At 47.0% G+C, this 19,973-nt stretch carries 14 protein-coding genes; all 14 read left to right on the forward strand.

Going from position 1 to position 19,973, the window contains the following annotated elements; genetic code table 11:
• The first annotated feature begins 69 nt into the window (after positions 1–69).
• The 14 genes from BLQ13_RS18735 (at position 70) to BLQ13_RS18800 (ending at position 19,970) form a co-directional block, all read left to right on the forward strand.
• On the forward strand, positions 70–2,664 hold the full coding sequence (locus BLQ13_RS18735; RefSeq protein WP_090922912.1) for a hypothetical protein: 2,595 nt from the start codon (positions 70–72) through the stop codon (positions 2,662–2,664).
• A gap of 163 nt (positions 2,665–2,827) precedes the next feature.
• Positions 2,828–3,391, forward strand: a complete 564-nt coding sequence (locus BLQ13_RS18740) for a hypothetical protein (protein WP_090922914.1) — start codon at positions 2,828–2,830, stop codon at positions 3,389–3,391.
• A 147-nt stretch (positions 3,392–3,538) separates the two neighbouring features.
• Positions 3,539–3,814 carry an alpha/beta-type small acid-soluble spore protein gene (locus BLQ13_RS18745; protein WP_090922916.1) on the forward strand — a complete coding sequence of 92 codons (276 nt, stop codon included), beginning with the start codon at positions 3,539–3,541 and terminating at the stop codon, positions 3,812–3,814.
• Positions 3,815–4,067: 253 nt separating this feature from the next.
• Positions 4,068–5,270: a methionine adenosyltransferase gene (gene metK, locus BLQ13_RS18750; RefSeq protein ID WP_090922918.1), complete on the forward strand. Its 1,203-nt coding sequence runs from the start codon at positions 4,068–4,070 to the stop codon at positions 5,268–5,270.
• Positions 5,271–5,518: 248 nt separating this feature from the next.
• Positions 5,519–9,238, forward strand: a complete 3,720-nt coding sequence (locus BLQ13_RS18755; RefSeq protein ID WP_090922921.1) for a SwmB domain-containing protein — start codon at positions 5,519–5,521, stop codon at positions 9,236–9,238.
• A gap of 265 nt (positions 9,239–9,503) precedes the next feature.
• Positions 9,504–12,227 carry a stalk domain-containing protein gene (locus BLQ13_RS18760; RefSeq protein ID WP_090922923.1) on the forward strand — a complete coding sequence of 908 codons (2,724 nt, stop codon included), beginning with the start codon at positions 9,504–9,506 and terminating at the stop codon, positions 12,225–12,227.
• Between the two features lie 47 nt (positions 12,228–12,274).
• On the forward strand, positions 12,275–13,435 hold the full coding sequence (locus BLQ13_RS18765) for a sensor histidine kinase (RefSeq protein WP_090922925.1): 1,161 nt from the start codon (positions 12,275–12,277) through the stop codon (positions 13,433–13,435).
• 4 nt (positions 13,436–13,439) lie between these two features.
• A complete protein-coding gene (locus BLQ13_RS18770) occupies positions 13,440–14,162 on the forward strand; it encodes a response regulator transcription factor (RefSeq protein WP_063567747.1) in 723 nt (240 codons plus the stop codon).
• A gap of 234 nt (positions 14,163–14,396) precedes the next feature.
• Positions 14,397–14,789, forward strand: coding sequence for a hypothetical protein (locus BLQ13_RS18775; RefSeq protein WP_090922927.1), 393 nt, complete (start codon positions 14,397–14,399; stop codon positions 14,787–14,789).
• Positions 14,790–15,419: 630 nt separating this feature from the next.
• Positions 15,420–17,324, forward strand: a complete 1,905-nt coding sequence (locus BLQ13_RS29105) for a helicase-related protein (protein WP_420848948.1) — start codon at positions 15,420–15,422, stop codon at positions 17,322–17,324.
• Between the two features lie 217 nt (positions 17,325–17,541).
• Positions 17,542–18,363 carry a ComF family protein gene (locus BLQ13_RS18785; RefSeq protein ID WP_090922931.1) on the forward strand — a complete coding sequence of 274 codons (822 nt, stop codon included), beginning with the start codon at positions 17,542–17,544 and terminating at the stop codon, positions 18,361–18,363.
• A 227-nt stretch (positions 18,364–18,590) separates the two neighbouring features.
• Positions 18,591–18,995, forward strand: coding sequence for a TIGR03826 family flagellar region protein (locus tag BLQ13_RS18790; RefSeq protein WP_090922933.1), 405 nt, complete (start codon positions 18,591–18,593; stop codon positions 18,993–18,995).
• A 175-nt stretch (positions 18,996–19,170) separates the two neighbouring features.
• Positions 19,171–19,455 carry a flagellar biosynthesis anti-sigma factor FlgM gene (flgM, locus tag BLQ13_RS18795; RefSeq protein ID WP_090923072.1) on the forward strand — a complete coding sequence of 95 codons (285 nt, stop codon included), beginning with the start codon at positions 19,171–19,173 and terminating at the stop codon, positions 19,453–19,455.
• Between the two features lie 11 nt (positions 19,456–19,466).
• Positions 19,467–19,970, forward strand: coding sequence for a flagellar protein FlgN (locus BLQ13_RS18800; RefSeq protein ID WP_090922934.1), 504 nt, complete (start codon positions 19,467–19,469; stop codon positions 19,968–19,970).
• The last annotated feature ends 3 nt before the right edge of the window (positions 19,971–19,973 follow it).

Below are 19,973 nucleotides of genomic sequence, written 5' to 3' on the forward strand. Positions count from 1 at the left end.
ATCGTAACTTTCTTCCCTTCCCAAACGTTTATACTATATAGCAACAAGCAACTTATGGGAGGTTTGGAAGTGGATCAAAAGAAAATGGTTGTGAGCTTGCTCGCAAGTGCAATGTTGATCAGTTCAACGGTTGGTACAGTGATGGCTGCCAATACAACAACGAAATCATCTGCCAGCAGTAGCGATAGTAAAACAACAACACCGAAAAAACAGGTTGTACATACCTTGGGGAACCTGGCCCCTGTTAAAGTGACTGCACGAAGTACTGTAAGATTAACGGATGTGAATATTCTGGCTCAGGATGATGGGAACGTCGTGACATATACGCTATCGTATCAGAATAATGACAGTAAACCTCTAATGATGATTGATTATTGGAGTAAGGTAAAGACGAGTGGAGGCACAGTGTTCTCCCCTAAACTGATCGCGAAGGATCAGGAAAAGAAATCAATTTCCCCTGGTTCCACGGTAGAACTGACTTATGTCATGAAAGCAGGACGTGAAGTAAAGATCAGTGACCTGAACTTCCTCATCGTGAAATGGGATTTTAGTCAAGCCAACTATGAGCGAACACTGGGCAAGTTTAATGTGCCCGCTTCCTATAGCATTACTACACCCGTGGGTAAACCGAAGACGGTTCGTCTGAGTGACTCTGCGGTGAAAGTTAAAGTTTCTGGCATCAAAGTCTATCCAGGTGAAGATAAGAAACAGTATGTGAAAATTGGTGTGAATTTAAACAATATTAGTTATAAATTATTGGAGAATCCAAATATCAAGTGGATTTTGCGTACACCAGGTGGAGCTAATTACCCGTTAACGCCAGATAAAGACAGTGCTACGGTGAGTATTCAAGCACAGGCGAACAAATCTCTTGGTCTGATGGCTTCTCTTCCTACATCGGTGAAACTGCAAAAGTCTGAGTTGCTGCTTGTCGAAGAGCAGGGTGAAGAGAAAAGTGTGCTTCCTGTGGCCGCTTTGCAACTGCCTGAGGCAAGTAAAAGCAATGTTGAAGTAACGGCAAATCAGGCGAATATTATTTCGATTGATGGACAGCCTCTCTCGACGTTGCTGAGCTCATCCAGAGTGCGTGTAGAAGATGAGGAATATACGTTGAACATGCAGATGGTACTCAAAAACGAAGGGAAAAAGGCCATCAAGGTACCAACGTATTCCTTCGAAGTACGTACAGCCGATGGAACGATTAATCCCATTGAGACGAAAGCATTGGATAATTTAAAATTAAACCCAGGCGATATCAAAACGATTAAGCTGAGTGGAACATTCCAAGGGGATGGTGACACGAGCAAGATGAAGTTGTATGTGATGAGCCCTAAGGATAAGACCGAGGGCACGGATACGACAACGGCAACTCCAGCGAACGGATTGGTCTTCTCTTATCCTGTTGGGGTCTATATTTTGCCTGAATCACCATCTGGCGGAGATGCTCTGACTACAGAAACAGTCATCAAAAACAATAAAGGTACATTTGGCGTATCAATCGGTTCGTTACAACGTCTGCCGTGGTTGGATAGCGATATTATTGCCGCAAAGGTAACGATTCGCAATGCATCAACCAAAACGGTACAACTTCCTGAACTGGAAGCGATGTTTACAATAGATTCGGCTCAAATCGATGGAGATAAAAAGTTAATTTACACGCAATCCGGCAAACTGTTAGGCGCAGGTATGACAACTGAAGCTTATCTGTTAACTAAAATCCCATCGGATCTGCGGATGTCTCGTCTGGAACTCAGCTTGAATGAAAAGGTGAGTGAAGAAGAAACAAACGAATGGATTACACTTAATACTTCTGGATTCATCCAAGCAGTGTCCTATGTCTCTAACGGTAAAACGTACACATCCGGTTCGGGGGATAAAGAGACGGAAATGGGTGCTCGTAGAACAATTCGTTATCCAGGGGCATCATCCGATATCGTGTATACCGAATTTGAGATGACCAATAAATCACTCCGTCAGAGTGGACTTGGCAAGCTGGTAGCTTACTATAAATCAGCAGATGGTCAGTACTATAGAGCTACAGCGAAACAATCCGAGCGTCTACCGGGACCTGGACAAAAATCGATTGTAACCTTCTGGGCTAAATTGCCGAAATCCGTTACATTCTCTGACTTGAAGCTGGTTGTAGGTGAAGGGGTTGCTGATGGCAAGTTTGTAACTGGTGAAGGGGAAGCGACGGCTTACGTGAACGCTATGGCATTTGAGGTTCCGCCAGTCTCCATTAATGTGCAGACTTCCCTAAGTAATATAGACCTGTATCCGTATAACCTTACTGCCAATATTGTACGTGCTTATCTGGCAGGCACCACGTCTGTACAGATTGAGATGAATTACACACTCACTCGTAACGAAGAGACAGAGATGGCTGAGAATGAACACAAATTGATTATTACATTCACTGATCAAACAGGGAAGACATATGAAAAAGAACTGACTGTGGGCACAGATATCAAGGTAGGTAAGAACCAAACTATTACATGGAGCATTGAGGATAGCATTTTCGAGAAGCTTCGTGGTGGTTCGTATCGTATTAGTCTAGATGACCAGTTCCAAGGACAGCGCATTCGTCTAGCAGAGCAAAGCTATGGTTACGATGTGACAAAACTTCCAAAGGAAGAACCGATCATTAATTTTGATTCTAAATGATTACATTTTGAATCAAGGTTATGGAAAAGAAGCAGTATTTAAATTATGTACTGTATAGTAAACCTCGCTTCCCCATGCAGGGGAGCGAGGTTTTACTTGTCCCATCTGACCTTTTTCTCTATAGTTAAAGTTAATAGATTACCAGAGGAGGAACAAATTACAGATGAAACCTTATATGAAAGTCTCTTTGGCTGCACTGGCGATTGGTGTTGGCGTGTGGGTCGGGGCGGTATATAACGATACGGCGATTGGTGCGGGCACGAGTCAACCGGGAACCGCAGATGATCCGGTGGTAACGAAGAGTTATGTGGATCAGCAGATTGCAAAAGCGCTAGGTGGCGGAGCTACTACAAGTCCAGGCGCGTCCACTGGCAACAATGGATCGACGGGAACAGGCAACACAGGTGGATCAAGTACTGATCCGGGGTTGCCGCCGCTGGTATCAGGTACAACCGATGCCGTAGAGATTGTAACCGTGAAGCCGGGTCAACAGCTCCTCGGCAAATCTGGCGCGGAGTTCATTGTACGTAGCGGTAAAGCCGTGATTGTCAGTGAGGGTACGAACGGTGTAGCCGATCTGACGGACGGGGTGGACCTGACGAATGGGCAGGCAGCGCCGACCAATCACCTGCTTTCTTTTCCAAGGGACGGACGTGGCATTACGGTTCTGGATGGTAACAAATACAGCCTCACGGTCATGGTACGCGGTGGATATACGTTGAAATAGGTTGTGTAGTTTGGTACGGAATTATTCTCTTTTATTTGCAGTCTATTGCTCAGATTAACCAGTTCTAACAATCATTAATACGGCTAGCCGGGCAAGTTCCTGCTCACTCTATACTTGTAGACAACCAACAACGGAGGTGCAGGAACAATGGCTAGAAGTAATAAGAAGGTCGTACCGGAAAGTCGTCAAATGCTCGATCAGATGAAGTACGAAATTGCTGCCGAGTTTGGTTTGAATGTTGGATATGGTGGTCGTAGCAGTTTAGCTGGCGCAGATACGGAGTTCGGTGGAGAACTTGGCGCGATCAGCGATCATTCCTATGGGCAGTACAAAGGCTGGGGACATCTCACTTCGCGGGAGAATGGATCGGTCGGTGGAGAGATTACGAAACGCTTGATTCGTCAGGCAGAACAGCACCTCTAGAACTCATACGTAACGTACCCTGAATTGACACCACTTGACAAATACGATAAGATGGCAGTTGAGGTATGCAACCTTTTCCACTAGGGAAAGGTTGATTTTTTGTTAAGGCAATTACCTGAAAAATCCTTGTCTTCGTTATTGCGGATCAGTGTCCTTATTATACTGTAAGCTTCTTCGAGGGTATAGTGAACGAATCGCCGTTATGTTTTGTTCGGGCAATCGCCATACTATAGTTATGGGAGGTTGAAACTTCATGTCTATTAAAGGCCGACATCTATTTACATCAGAGTCTGTAACCGAAGGACATCCGGATAAAATCTGCGATCAGATCTCGGACGCCGTATTGGACGCGTTTCTTGCGAACGATCCAAACGCTCGTGTAGCGTGCGAAGTTTCGGTAGCAACAGGTCTTGTGCTTGTTATTGGTGAGATCAGCTCTGCGTCTGAATATGTGGACATTCCGGCAATTGTACGGAATACAGTAAAAGAAATTGGGTACACTCGTGCCAAGTACGGTTTTGATTATAATACATGTGCGGTACTGACATCACTCAATGAACAGTCCGCTGATATTGCACAAGGTGTTAATGCCGCGCTGGAGCATCGTGATCCAGAGCAAATGGCACGTGAAACAGAGAACATTGGTGCAGGTGACCAAGGTTTGATGTTTGGTTTTGCAACGAACGAAACACCGGAGCTAATGCCGTTACCCATCGCATTGTCTCACCGTATTGCACGCCGTCTGGCGGAAGTGCGTAAGAACGGTACGCTGGATTACCTTCGTCCGGATGGTAAGACACAAGTGACGATCGAATACGACGGTGACAAACCGGTACGTGTGGACACGATCGTTGTATCTACACAGCATGCGGAAGAGACAACACTGGAACAAATCCAGAAAGACATCAAAGAGCAGGTCATCCTGCCTGTTGTCCCAGCAGAGTTGCTGGATGAGCAGACGAAATATTTTATTAACCCTACAGGGCGTTTCGTTATTGGCGGACCTCAAGGGGATGCAGGACTGACTGGACGTAAAATCATTGTTGATACATATGGTGGTTATGCACGTCATGGCGGTGGTGCGTTCTCAGGTAAAGATCCGACAAAAGTAGACCGTTCTGCAGCTTATGCCGCTCGTTATGTAGCGAAGAACCTGGTTGCTGCGGGTCTGGCTGACAAAGTGGAGATTCAGCTCGCTTATGCGATTGGTGTAGCGAATCCGGTATCCATTAACGTGGACACATACGGAACAGGCAAAGTTAGCGAAGAGAAGCTGGTGGAACTGGTGCGAGACAATTTCGACCTTCGTCCAGCTGGCATCATTCGTATGCTGGATCTGCGTCGTCCGATCTACAGACAAACGGCTGCTTACGGTCACTTTGGCCGTACAGATCTCGATGTACCTTGGGAACAAGTGGACAAAGCAGAACTCTTGAAAACACAAGCGGGTCTGTAATACGTCAGGCAAATATAAAGCTCTTGGTTCCGTTTAGGAACCAGGGCTTTTTTTGTCATGAGCTCCTGAGAATCTTATTAAATAATAGACTCTTCTAGCCTAGTAATCTTAAAGACAAGTAAGCCCAATAAATTATAAATTAAATGTAATATATATCCAAATAACTAACAGATATTCCTTCTGTGGCCGACATACATATAGAGGTCTGTACATCAGACATAAGGATTAAGGATTAGGGGGAAGGATAGGTGTTTGTGAAAAATTGGGCCCGTAAGGGATGGATTACACTATTAATCGTGATGTTAATGACACAGGGTTTGCTAGGCGGCTGGATAGGTGGAAATACAGCTTATGCCGCAGATGACTTGGCTGCGAAGGGAATTAGCGCCACATTACCTTTGTTAAATGCAACACAGGCAGACGGAACACAGCCGCTGAAGATTGAATTTACAAACCCGGTGAGAAAAGTAGCGAATACGCAAGAGCTAATCATTATCCGCCGACTTTCGGATAACTCGGTTGTGCGTAGTATCAATGTTGGTGACCCGACTGTAAGTATTACACCTGATAATGTGGCTGTTGATCCAGATCTGGGAAAGGTGGTCACAATTACGCCTAGTCCTGCATTGCCAGGTGGAAGTTTCTATGTCTCTATTGGTAATCGATCTTTTGTATATGCGGATGGCCAAACTTTTTTTGAAGGACTGGATAAGGAGTGGACCTTCCATGTCGCTACTGCAAGTCCGGCCAAACTGTTGAATCGAACACCGCAAACGGCATCTACGGGCGTATCGCCTTCAGCAAATCTCACATTGACCTTTGATCAAGCGATGTCTAGAGGTACCGGGAAACTACAGATTTATCAAGGGAATGAATTGTTTGAAGAGGTGGATGCGAACTCTTCGCAAATTAGTTTTAACAGCTCACAAACCATTGTGACGATTGACCCTGTTCGAAACTGGGCAAATAATAGCACCGTATACATAGCTATACCCGAAGGTTTTTTCCGTGATGCGCTTGGGAATGACACGGCTGCGATCCAGCGAATCGACTGGGGATTCAGTGTGATCTCCGATCCATCGGCTATCACAGTGGCTTCTTTGTCTCCAGCAAATGGAGCAACAGGCATAGCTCTTACGACGGAACTAAACGTAACCTTCACCCAAGAATTGGATACCAATTATTCCGCTCAAGCCATCCTGAGAAGTTCAAACGGCGGTACGGTGAACGCAACAACGATCATTAACAGCTCCAACAACCGTCAGCTGCGTATCATTCCGCAATCCAGCCTGACGAGTAACACAACGTATACGGTGGATATTCCGGGTAACGTCTTCCGGGATCGGTCCGGCAATCTGTTTACAGGCCTAACGGGGACAACCTCGTGGACGTTCAGAACCTTGTCTGTTGACACGACACCACCGGTGCTCAAAACAGCAAAAATGTACAGCAATACGATTATTCGTTTGACGTATGATGAATGGTTATCTACGTTTGACCTGTTGCCTTCCAGCTTTGCAGTGACGGTCAATGGAGATAATCGCAGTGTAAGTACGGCGTATGTTTCAGGGGATAGCGTGTATGTTGTGCTGGATACAGGTGTCGCTGTAGGACAAGTTGTGAAAGTAGCTTATACCGTCCCGACGACAACTTCACGTAGAGTTCAAGACTTGTCCCTGAACTCTGCGGTCTCCTTCTCGGCACGAGATGTAGAGAATGGACTGGACTCGATCATGTCCAAACCTCGTGAAGGTGTGGCATATACAAACAGCATCGTTCTCTACTATCCGGAGACGGTATATATTAACTCCAGTGATGCGTATAAACAGTTCAGTGTTACTGCCGATGGCAAAACCATTGGCGTAAGCAGCATCTCAACCAACACTAGCTCACAGATTACGTTGAACCTTAGTTCTTCAATTAGCAATGGTGAGGTGGTACGAGTATCGTATCAGCCAGGTGACCAGCCTGTAAAAGATAGCCGCGGGCAGCCGCTTGCAGGTTTCAGCGGTTTCTATGTGCGGAACAGTAATGATTCAAAGCCGCCTGTATTCCAGAAGGCTGAAGTTAATGCTAATAAGCTGTGGATGTATTACAATGAGCCGCTAAGCCGGTTAAACAAACCGATGAATAATCAATACTCGGTACTGGCAGACGGCAAAGCGATCTTTGTTAACAATGTAGACATTGATGATGATCTGGTGACACTAACGCTGACAACTCCAGTGACAAGTACGCAAGTGGTGACGTTATCTTATGTACCGGGAACCTCTCGCTTGACGGATATGGCTAACAATCAGGCCGCTTTACTGGATCTTGTACCTGTGACACAGACCTTCGGAAACGGTACAATTCTGTCCGGTATTCTGCAGGGAGATACGGTCCAGATTAACTTCCGAAACACATTAAAATCAGAAGCTGTACTGACTCCCTCGCAATTTAAAGTACAGTCTGGCAATGAAATCATTCCGGTTAGCTCCGCCTCGGTTAATGGGTCTGTTGTGACGGTTAAACTGTCCAAAGCTGCTCAGACCGGACAGGTTGCTACAGTGACGTACACCCCAGATGGTGTTCAGCTTAGAGATGCTTTGAATACAGAAGTGGCTGCGTTCGGACCATTGACGTTGCAAGAGAAGACAGCGACTACGACGCCAACAGATAATACATCGTTAGGACTCCCAGCGTGGCTGACGGAACGTAATGCAAATAACTCCGGTTTTGCTCAAAGTATGTTAATTCTAAGTACAGATGCAGCAACAGCTAAGATGGCATCATCTCGTTATAACCGAACAATACAGCAGTACACACTGGACGAAAATAAACTTGAACAGGCGTTCAATTATGCCTCGAACAGCTTTAAGTTGAATCAACCGATCATATTCGAAGTCCCAACGACGAGTGAAGCAGCCTATGTGGGTATTCCATTCCACAAGCTATCCCAACTGGCAGGCAAATATCGTGCAGGTACGATCGGTGTCAAATATAAAGACAATGTATGGATGGTCCCTCTTGCAGATCTGAAGTTTGTAACAATGGGACAAAGTGCGGGAATCACAACGGCTCCAGGGACAGCGACCCTGTACGTACAGATGGAGCCTGTGCCAAGACTTTCAGCAGGTGCCATGGACTTCATGTTATCCAGATCCAACGCACAGAGTCTGGGAGAAGCAACAGAAACCTATGTTACGCTCTTTAATGGAAACACGGGGAAGAGTGTAGAGCAAAATATTAAAAGTGAATATTTAACGAAGGTGCCTGGAAACACATCTACACTGTTAACCACCTTGACAGCGATTGACCCCAACTCACAATCGTTATCGTATATACCGACAGCTTATCGAACCTCTTCGACAGGGATCGTAGCACGTGGTTTGTTGGATGGAAACCGCGTGATTGCACCGATCACCCATCTGGTCAGCTTCCCTAAAGCATCGGACTGGTCTAGGGAAGCGTTAACGGAACTCGCTTCCAAATGGATTATCACTTCAGATAATCTGGACAAGTATAATACCAAAACGAATATCACTCGTGCCGAGTTTGCTGAACTTGTTGCAAGAGGTTTGGGACTCAAACCGGATGCATCTGCAACATCATTTACGGACCTTGGCAGAAAACCTGAGACCAATGGATATATTGGTGCTGCAGTAAAGGCAAAGATTATTCAAGGGGTAGGCAATGGGAAGTTCCAGCCAAACAGCCCGGTCACGCGTGAACAAATGGCGATTATGCTCGTCAAAGCAATGGATTTCGTAGGCCAGCCTCCGGCACTTCAGGAAAAGGCAGAGGATACGCTCAAGGTATTTAAGGATAAAGCCAAGATCAAAGCCAAGGATTCGGTAGCCAAAGCCGTGCAAACAGGAATCATCCAAGGGCATCTCGATGAGACCTTCAAGCCTACGGGTAAGGCGACCAGAGAACAAGCGGCGGTCATGTTAAAACGGATGTTGGATCGGATTGGTTATCTGTAAACATATAAAGCTGGATTTAAACCCATTCAATTATGAAGGTTTAAATATTAATATGCAGGATGATTCCCAGGTATGGAGGTTTACTCTATACCTGGGTCTTTTTTTACCAGAAAAGCCCTTAATATTCATGATTAACGTAACTTTTTCTACAAAAAACAGTCTATTAATAGAAGGGTATGCTAGGGATCACGCTGTGAGACTGTCACTAGGCAGGATCTGTGTGATATCTAAGATTGATATACAAGATGGGAGAGACGTTTCAAACATGCTGGGGAAACATGGGAAACAGCTGGAAGGCGTTAAGTACAATAAGGCAAAGAAATGGGCAATTGTAACACTGGCTGGTGTGATCTGGATTGCGCCTGTGATGAGTGCAGGAGGACAGATGTGGTCAGGGACTTCGTGGCAATCCGTAGCCGCGGCCGCATCGACGAATACGAGCAAGCTGGGCGAAGAGATTTTGACTTCGGGTGCGAAGCTCATGAAATACAGATATACGACAACACGTTCAGGTTCGAAGGTAAATGTGCTTGCCGATGTGATCCAGGTAGACTTGCAAAATCCATACGTGAAACTGGATGTAATGACAGGCAAGGGAAATAAATTAAACAGTAAACAAAGCACTGGCGGTATGGCGAAGGAAAACGGCGCGGTCGCTGCGGTGAACGGAGATTATTTTAACGTATCCGGAGAAATGTCACCGATCGGCGGTCAAGTTTCTGACGGTGTATTGGTGTCTACGCCTTCGGAACTGAAGGGCATGTATGCTCTCACGGTAACCAAAGATGGCAAGCCCATGATTGATGAATATTCATTTGACGGCACAGTAAAGGCGCAGGATGGTTCAACATTCGCTCTGCGTGGGATAAATAAGGAGGACTATACGGTTGAAACGGGAGCGGGTACATACAGCCATGTGAACTCCATGTATATTTATACACCTGCATGGACGTCGACCAAACGTCCGAATGATCCTTCCACAACGCCGACGGAGGTACTCGTTCAGAATGGTGTCATCACGCAAATTTCGGATAAAAAGGCATTAAATATGACCGTACCGCCGGACGGGTATATCCTCCGTGCACATGGTACAGCGGCAACATGGGTCATGAGTCACCTGTCTGTTGGACAAACAGTTGGAGCAGATTACAAGTTGGTTGCCAAAACGACAGGACAGTCTGTTGACCCGAATAATCTGGAAATGATGATTGGCGGTCATACAATTCTGGTAAACGGAGGTCAGGCTGCTTCCTTCTCGCGGAATATTGCTTCTTCCGGCATAGGTGGTGTTCGTGCCAGAACCGCGGTAGGATATTCTCAGGATGGGCGGTATGTATATATTATTGCAGCCGAGAAAAACGGCAACAGCAGCGGCATGTCCTTGACCGAATTACAGTCATTTATGACCAGTATCGGGGTATGGAAAGGCATGAATCTGGATGGCGGCGGATCAACGACAATGGTTACACGTCCACTGGGTGAACAATCCGCAAGTCTCACATTTAACACCGAGTACGGTACCGAGCAACGTCAAGTTGTAAATACACTTGGAGTATTCTCGACGGCACCTGAAGGCAAGTTGAAAGGTTTTGCGGTGAGCGGCAACCAGACGTTGCTCGCAGGTCAGGAAGGAAAGTACTCTGCAAAAGGCTATGACACGTACTACAACCCGATCTCGACAGGCAATATTCCGTTGACCTGGAAATCCAGCAATAACGGCATTGTCAGCGTTAGCAACGGAACGATTAAAGGTGTGAAGCCGGGTACAGCAACGCTGACGGCAACAAGTAGCGGAGCGTCTTCCTCTATCAAAGTAACGGTGCTGGGTGGTAACGAGCTGGCTTCCTTAACTGCCGGATCTGGTCTTGGCTCACTCCAAGCGGGAACTACACTCTCGATTCCAGTGACAGCTACAACAAAGAGCGGACAAAGCGTGACGGTACCGGCCGATTCCCTGACATGGGAATTCATTGGATTTAAAGGAAAAGTGTCAGGTGACCAGTTGACGGTATCGTCTGTAAATGATGGAGCACAGGTTGGTTATGCAATCGGCCGATATGATGGTTACAGCACGGTTGTTGTACTCTCTGCAGCAGCGAGCGAAACGATCTGGGAAAATTTCGAAAACGCGAACTATCCGATTAACTTCACAACAAATGTAGCAGGGGTGACAGGCTCGGCCGCAGTCGTGGCAGGAACCGGTGAGAAGGCAGGCTCAAAGGTACTGCAACTCAGTTACGATATGACGGGCGGAACCGGTAAAATGTATGCTTATGCTCAGCTGAACGGTTCAACAGGCAGAGACGTATCAGCAGCCGCAACGTCCATGTCGATGGATGTGATGGGTGACAAGAGTCTGAACTGGCTACGTGCAGAATTTACGGATGCTAAAGGCAAAACGGTATATGCCGATCTGGCTAAAGTCATCGACTGGAATGGATGGAAGAAGGTTAATGTTGACCTGAATGGACTGAACATCGCTTATCCGGCGAAACTGAAACGTGTGTATGTCGTGAATGTAGAAGATGGACAGGATGAGCGTGCAATGACGGGAACGATTGCGTTCGACAACATTGCGTTCACCATGCCTTCCAAATCCAGCGAAGTTGGATTGCCTACAGGTACAGCTTCACTGGTACTTGGACAGAAGTCTATGACAGTAAACGGGACAAAAAAGACCATTGATGCAACACCGGTTCTTAAGAATGGAACTACGTATGTACCGATCAAACATGTACTGGATGCCTTTGGCGGACAGGCGAACTGGGACGGTAAAAATCAGCGGATTACAGTAATCCGCGGCAGCAAACTGATCGATCTGGTGGTAGGTCAGAAAGAATTTGTTCTCAATGGCAAAAGACAGAGCGCAACGGTTGCACCTTACGTAAGTGGGGGCAGGACTTTAGTCCCTCTCAGACTCGTTTCCGAGCAACTTGGGTTGACTGTAAAATGGGAACAGAACACGAAGACCGTTACCATCTCATCGTGATATGGTATGATATATACCGGAAACGATAGAAATGGAGTCGAACAAACGTGGATTTACAAGCCGATGCCATAGACCGCGTCATAAAAAACGCCATACAAGTCATGGAAAACAGCAAATATCAAATGTTTGAAATCATGGACTCCACTCGTGATGAGCTGAAGACGCTCAATGAAGAGTTGAAGTCGGTGCTGAAGGAAACGGCGGAAACGATCGAGAAAGTAGATCAATTGGAGCTGAATTACCGCCGTTCCCGGATCCGGCTTACAGAGGTGAGCCGCGACTTTGTCCGCTATTCGGAGCATGATATCAAGCAGGCGTATGAAAAAGCGACACAGCTACAGCTGGATCTGATGATTTATCGTGAGAAGGAAATGTATCTAAAGGCCCGTCGGGATGATCTGCAGAAGCGTGCCAAAAATGTGGAGGCTTCTGTAGAACGTGCCGAGACAATTGGTTCGCAGATGGGCGTTGTGCTAGAATACTTGTCAGGAGAGCTGGGTCAGGTGACCCGGATTATCGAGTCTGCCAAGAATCGACAAATGATTGGTTTGAAAATAATTTTGGCCCAGGAGGAAGAGCGGAAACGTATTGCCCGCGAGATTCATGACGGGCCTGCGCAGATGCTTGCTAATCTAGTGCTTAGGACGGAAATTGTAGAAAGAATGCTCATGAAGCAGGATTTTAAGATGGTTCAGGCCGAAATAGTAGATTTGAAAGGCCAGGTTCGTTCAAGTCTTGAAGAAATGAGAAAAGTTATATTCAATCTGCGTCCTATGGCACTGGATGATCTGGGATTGATTCCAACGCTTCGAAAGTATGTGCAGGATTTTGAAGTAAAAACAAAAATTCGGTCGCTTTTTGAAACAAGAGGCAAGGAACATCGTCTCTCATCTGCAATGGAGGCTGCAATCTATCGTCTCGTGCAGGAAGGTCTGTCTAATGCTGCCAAGCATGCTTATCCCACATATGTTGTCGTAGAAATTACATACCAGGCTCAGCTCGTCAAAATTGTCGTTCAGGACAATGGGCTTGGGTTCAAACCGGAGCTTCTTGCCAAGAAAAGCAAGGATCACAACCACTTCGGTCTGATCGGGATGAGAGAACGGGTTGAACTGTTAGAAGGAAGAATAGAGATTGAATCCGCAGAGAACCAGGGAACCAAAATAGTCATTCATATCCCGACAAACGTGGATAAGGGAAAGGAGTAGCAGGATGGAAAACCGTGATACTGGAAAAACATCAATTAAAGTTCTCTTGGCTGATGATCATCAGCTGTTCCGAGAGGGCTTGAAACGCATTTTAAATATGGAGGACGACATTGAGGTCATCGGGGAATGTGGCGATGGCATTCAAGTGCTCGAATTCTGTAATCAGGATAAACCCGATATCGTTCTGATGGACATTAACATGCCTGTAGAGAACGGCGTCGAAGCCACTGAGAAGCTGCGCGAGCTGTTCCCGGATGTAAAAGTTATTATTTTGTCCATTCATGATGATGAAAGTTATGTATTCGAAACACTCCGTAAGGGAGCCAACGGATATTTGCTGAAGGATATGGAAGCAGAGTCGCTGATCAACGCGATTCGTTCCGTTCATGAAGGGCATGCATTTATTCATCCTAAAGTAACGGGCAAACTGATTATGCAACTTCGTCGTATGACGTATCTTAACGAAACAGGTGCGATGAGCGAAGGCGCTTCGAAGGAAGCAGGCGTTAAATTTGTTGCTGGAGACAATAACCCGCTGACACGTCGTGAAGCTGAGGTATTGCGTTTAATGGCTGAGGGTAAGAGCAACAAGATGATTGGTGAATTTTTGTTCATCAGTGAAAAAACAGTGAAAAACCATGTCAGCAGCATTCTGCAGAAGATGGAAGTGGACGACCGTACACAGGCCGTTATTAACTCCATCAAATATGGCTGGGTTACACTCTAATTCTAATAATTGTTATACAGGTATCTACTCGCGCCCTATCCAGTTTGGATTGGTTTGCGGGTTGATGGACTTTATCACTGTACATGAACACAGTGTAAGGGTGTCCTGAACATTGGTTCAGGCGAGCGCCGACTGGTTGTTTGACTGTAACCCTTCGGAATACGCTGCATATACTGCGGTATACAGGGATGTTCGCCATGGGTGAACATGACCTTCCGAGGAGGTGCAGTTGCCATGGTTGCTCATCTGACTATGATTCTGCTCATATACTTCCTGGCGGCAATGGCCGTTCATCTTATGCACCAGCGCCATACTTCCCGCCCGGAGTCCGAAGGCTTCGAGCAGATTTTGCTCATTCCTTCCAATCAGGTAGGACGGATTGAAGGCATTATTCGATCACTTTGTCTGGAATTATTATATCGCGGCAAGAGCTTTACATTAACGGTGGTCGCCGAGCAACAAGAGGCAGAGACGATAACCATTATTGAGAAGATGATGCAAAGGCAAGGCATGGAGTTGTCTTATCTGCCTGCTGTGCCAGCAGAACTTGAACATACCGGGCAGAGGAATGGTGACTATCGCCTCATTGATCTGCGTAGGTCCAATGATGAAGCTGGGTGCAGATAATCCTCACATTTTACACGTTTGCAGACGTTGATATGCCGATTCGATATGAGAAAGATTACAGCTTGAGGCTGTAATCTTTTTTTTGTAATTGTAGCCAAGTCTGCCTTTAAATTGAATATGGGTTTTATTGCAATCTATGGTTAAAGACTGGATTTATCACTACAAATGACGCTGAAGAAGCATTTTGAAGTCAGACGTCTTAACTTAGAAGTATAGACTGATAAAACTGGAAAAAGTTGCGCATATACAAAGGAAAAATTCCAAACTTTTAAATGAGTTAATACGTGACGTTAAGGTTGTCTTGACGGACAGAATGCAAAACCATATACTTGATTTATATGGAAATTGAGGAAGAGAAGGGTCGAACTAAGTAGCTGAAGGAACGGGATACGGTGAGGTTGAAATTCGAAATGCTTTAGAAGATGGTCATCGTATGAATAATTATAATCACTGTGATATGCAGAATGGACATGAAGCACATGCTCCGGCGAAGCCGTCGGTCAGCATGTGCTTTTTTTGTTTTTCGGATACGAACAGGGGAGGGAAGACGCGATGCAGGTTGGGGTTTACGTGTACCGGGCGGAGGAAGAGTGGGATATGGTCATGTCTCTCGACATTCAGGTGGATGTCATGTGGTGGCTTGAGGGCATGAGTGAAAGGCATGTGCAACAATGGCTGGTGTTAAGCATGTATCTTCCGTTAAGTCAGGCTTCGTGGCTGGTAGATCAATTCGTACCCGAGCGTAGCATGGATATGTGGCGTATGGAGGCGTGGCAAAGCTACTTCAATACCAAGCTGGACTTGTATGAGCATCTCTCGGGTGAAATAGAGGCAAGGAGAGTGTTGGTCGAACAGGCGGAGGCAGGGAAATGGAAGAATGGAAATGGATTGGACAGAGGGGAGAACGATAAAAGGGGAAAAGGAATTGGTAGGGATGGAGGGAAAGGGACTGCAGCTATGCGTGCAGTTAGGGTGGGCGGGATGCCGAAGCCATATCCCGCCGAGTATTGGGCTCAGCTGGAGCAGTGCGCAGCTCTGCTGGCTGAGCGGATGAGCGGCCGCCAATTACTGGCGGCCGAGGCCGAGGCGCTGCTGGCGGCGGAGCCCGCCATGCCGCCAGGGGGCTGGCGCGCGGCTGCGCAGCTCGCGCGCTTGCATGGGCGGCTGCAGCTCACAGCCGCCCTCGAAGGGCCTGCCACGCGCCGCAGGTTCGCGTGGCTCGGCCGCGCGCGAAGCGCGCCCCGCTGCCACCGCTGTGGCAGCGAAGCCAGGCAGCGCGTGCCCTGCGCTGCCTGCGGCCTGGCGGCGTGCGCCTACTGCGAGGCATGCCTCGCGCTAGGGCGTAGCCGTGCTTGTGCGCTGCTGCTACGCAGTGCAGCGCAAGGGGCCGTGCCCGCACGCGGCGAAGCATCGCGTGGCACGGCCCTGGCCCCCACCGGCGGCGGACTCGCCCGGTGGGGGCTAAGCGCAGCGCAGAGCGCGGCAGCAGCCGCGGCGCTCGCGTTTTTGGCCCGGCCGCCCGCAGGGGATGGGCCGGGGCGGTTCTTGCTCTGGGCCGTGACCGGGGCCGGCAAGACCGAGATGATTTTTCCACTAATCCAGCACACCCTGGATCATGGGGGACGAGCATTGGTCGCTACACCGCGCAGGGATGTTGTACTGGAGCTGGCTCCGCGCCTTGCCAAAGCATTCCCGGACACCTCGCTCGCAACGCTGTATGGCGGAAGTTCGGAGCGCTGGAAAGACGCGCAGCTTACTCTGGCCACCACACACCAGCTTATGCGTTTTTACCAAGGTTTTGATCTGGTGATCATCGACGAACTTGATGCATTTCCTTATCATAACGATCCCATGCTGGCCCACGCCGCTACATCTTGCTGTAAACCGGAGGGGCATTTTATTTATTTGTCCGCTACGCCGCCAACCCGTTTGCAACGTGAGGTCGCTTTGGGCAAACTTGCTCATGCCAAAGTGCCTGTCCGCTTCCATCGACATCCGCTACCTGTACCGAAGCTGATCAACATGTCTACTATGGCACAATGCATCAAACGCAAACAACTTCCAGCTACCATCGTGAGTAGCATTCGTACTTCCTTACAACGTGATGCTCAGGTGTTTGTTTTTGTAACGCGTATCGCCCAGATTGAGGCCTTTGTGCTCCTGATGCGTCGGACTTTTCCTGGGATCTCAATTGAAGGCACTTCATCGCAGGATGCGGAGCGGGCTGCCAAAGTCATTGCATTTCGTGAACGCTCCATCCGTCTGCTCGTGACAACCACCATCTTGGAGCGAGGCGTGACGATCCCGCGTAGCGATGTGTTTATTCTGGATGCAGACAACGGACTTTTTGACGAGGCTTCGCTCGTACAGATGGCAGGCCGGGCAGGGCGCTCCCTGGATGATCCGGCAGGCCGTGTCGTATTTGCTGCATCCCGCCGTACTCGTTCCCAAGTGAAAGCTGTATCCCAGATCCGCAAAATGAACGCTATTGCCCGTCGCAAACGTTACCTCCGTACGCCAGCTCCAAGATCATAGTCATCATTACATCAACATACACAACTGAACTTGAATAAGCTCACTACAGACTAATCGTTGATGCGAACCATTATTTACGCCAGTATCCACCTTCAAACAAAACCATTCCATCGCTACACAAGCACTAGTGGTCTTCACACTACTAACCGAACGTGTATTACATACTTTATGCTCGCTACGTCGTCTCGTTATTCCGTTTAGAGAGGAGAAGCACATCATGTTCAGTTATATTTCTCATATCTCCGAGCATGTTCAGCGTTTAACCGGACAACTCCATAAGCTGCTTGGCCCGCCGGGTTCACCATGTTTGACTTGTGGAACCCGTGCAGTGTTGTCCTCACGTTATCCCGGGATATGTTCGCGTTGTGTACAGCAGATTCCATGGATTCGTTCGATCCGTTGCCAGCGCTGTGGGCGTGGTGTAGGATGCCCTGACTGTGTGCGCCCGCATATGCAGAATCGCTCTTTCTTCTGCAATCGTAGCGCCGTCCAGTATAACGATCTAATGAAAGATTGGATAAGCATGTACAAATTTCGAGGCTATGAGCGCTACGCTCCGCTACTAACTGCTATGTTAACTCAAGCTTTTCAAGCGATGAGTGAAGAACTGACTCTTATATGTGAAAAAGAAACCGGGAAGCCGCTATGGCGACCGGATGCGGTCACGTATGTGCCCGTGAGCGACGAGCGTCTGGCCGAACGCGGCTTTAATCAGGCGGAGCGGCTGGCAACAGAGCTTGCCATCACCGCTGGTTTGCCCTGTGTTGATCTGTTGCAACGCCAGATCAACACAGGGAAACAAAGCTTCAAGTCTCGCGCCGAGCGATTCGAGACGATGAAACATGCCTTTTCTATCAAGCTTGATGAATTTGATTTCAGCCTGCTCAAGAATTACAGCAAGCCGTTTAAATTACTTTTAATTGATGACATCTACACGACCGGAAGTACGTTAGACGCTTGTGGGCATGTCATTTTACATGCCGCAAGTAAAGCCGGCGTGACGGTGGAGATTTATACACTCACACTAGCACGGTCTTGAGGTTTTGTTGTTATTTCCCCCTAAATAGTTAGGGGAAACTGTGAAGTAGATATCAGAAGCTAAGATAACCTTGTAAAATATGGGGTCCAACTTTAAAAAAAATTTCATATTCACGCAATCTAACCATTGTATATTTGTAAATATGCTATGGACTTCATATGAGAAAATAAGGTAATGTATAGATATTATCTAGTCGGAATAGGAAGTTTGAGAGGGGAGTTTTAGCGATGAATTTAGGGAATTGTCCTCGTTGCGGAAGATTGTATGCATTGAATTTTCGTGATGTGTGCTCGAACTGTATCAAGGAAATGGAGCAGGAATACCAGATCTGTGTAGACTATTTGCGCGAGAATAAAGGCGCCAACATACAGGAATTGTCGGATGCGACAGAAGTCTCAATCAAAACCATCACGAAGTTTATCCGAGAGGGACGGATTTCCATCGAAAACGCCCCGAATATGATGTATCCTTGTGAAGTGTGCGGAATGCTGATTCGTGAAGGCCATATGTGCGATTCCTGCCGTACTCGACTAACGAAAGACTTGGCTGGGGCTGCTCGTGAAGTAGGTCAGAAGGATAACAACCCAATAGGCGGACGAACCTACAATGCCGTCGACAAACTGCGCAATTAATAGGAACGTGGTCTTAAATACGAATAATGCTATAACAAATGTTTTGAAACGTACCGATAAACTTATTAAAGATTATCGGTTTTTTTTATTATCCTACTCATTTCGAACACATAAAGATAAAGAAAGAAATACGTATATCAACGAAAAAAATCAGGTGAAAGGAAGTGCACTTCGAATGAAAATCAATGAACCGAGTCGAATTGGAGCCATCAATTCATATCAGAGGAATGTTGAGTCCAATCAGCAGGCTGAGAACAAGAAAAGCCGCCGCAAGGATGAAGTATCCATTTCTCCGGAGGCGATGAAGATGCTTGAAGAACAAGGACGTACACAAGATGCAGGACGGTTGCAACGCATTCAGGAGTTGAAAGAGCAGGTAAGCTCAGGAACATACCAGGTAGACAGTAGCAAGCTTGCTGACAAGCTGCTACCGTATTTCAAGTCTTTTGATAAGGAATAGGTGATTAGGTAATGGCAGCACTGGACAGATTAATTGCAGTTTTAGAGCAGATGGAGCAAAGTCACCGTGATATGCTGGAGCTAAGTCAAGTTAAACGAGAAGTTATCGTCAAAAATGATGTAGACCAGCTTATTGCTATCATGAATAAGGAATCCAAGTTTATGAAACAGCAGGAGCCGCTTGAAACAGAACGACTACATGCTGTTCATGAACTACTTCAGGAGCGTGGCATCAAGTCGATGCTGAACCTGAATATTACCGAGATTTCCAAGCTGATCTTTGATCCGGCTGACAAACAGCGATTGTTTGAAGTTCAGAAGAGGCTGGCGGGAACATTACAAGAATTGAAAGAGATTAATCAACTCAATCAAAAGCTGATCGAGCAATCATTAATGTTTATTGATTTATCTATGGACATGTTTGCTTCGAGACCTGAACAGGATGCAACTTATCAGCATCCTGCTGATAAACACGGCAATCCAGGGCGAATCGGTCTGTTCGACACGCGTGCCTGATTA

It is taken from the genome of Paenibacillus polysaccharolyticus (assembly GCF_900102085.1).
In the GTDB taxonomy this organism is placed as follows: domain Bacteria; phylum Bacillota; class Bacilli; order Paenibacillales; family Paenibacillaceae; genus Paenibacillus; species Paenibacillus polysaccharolyticus.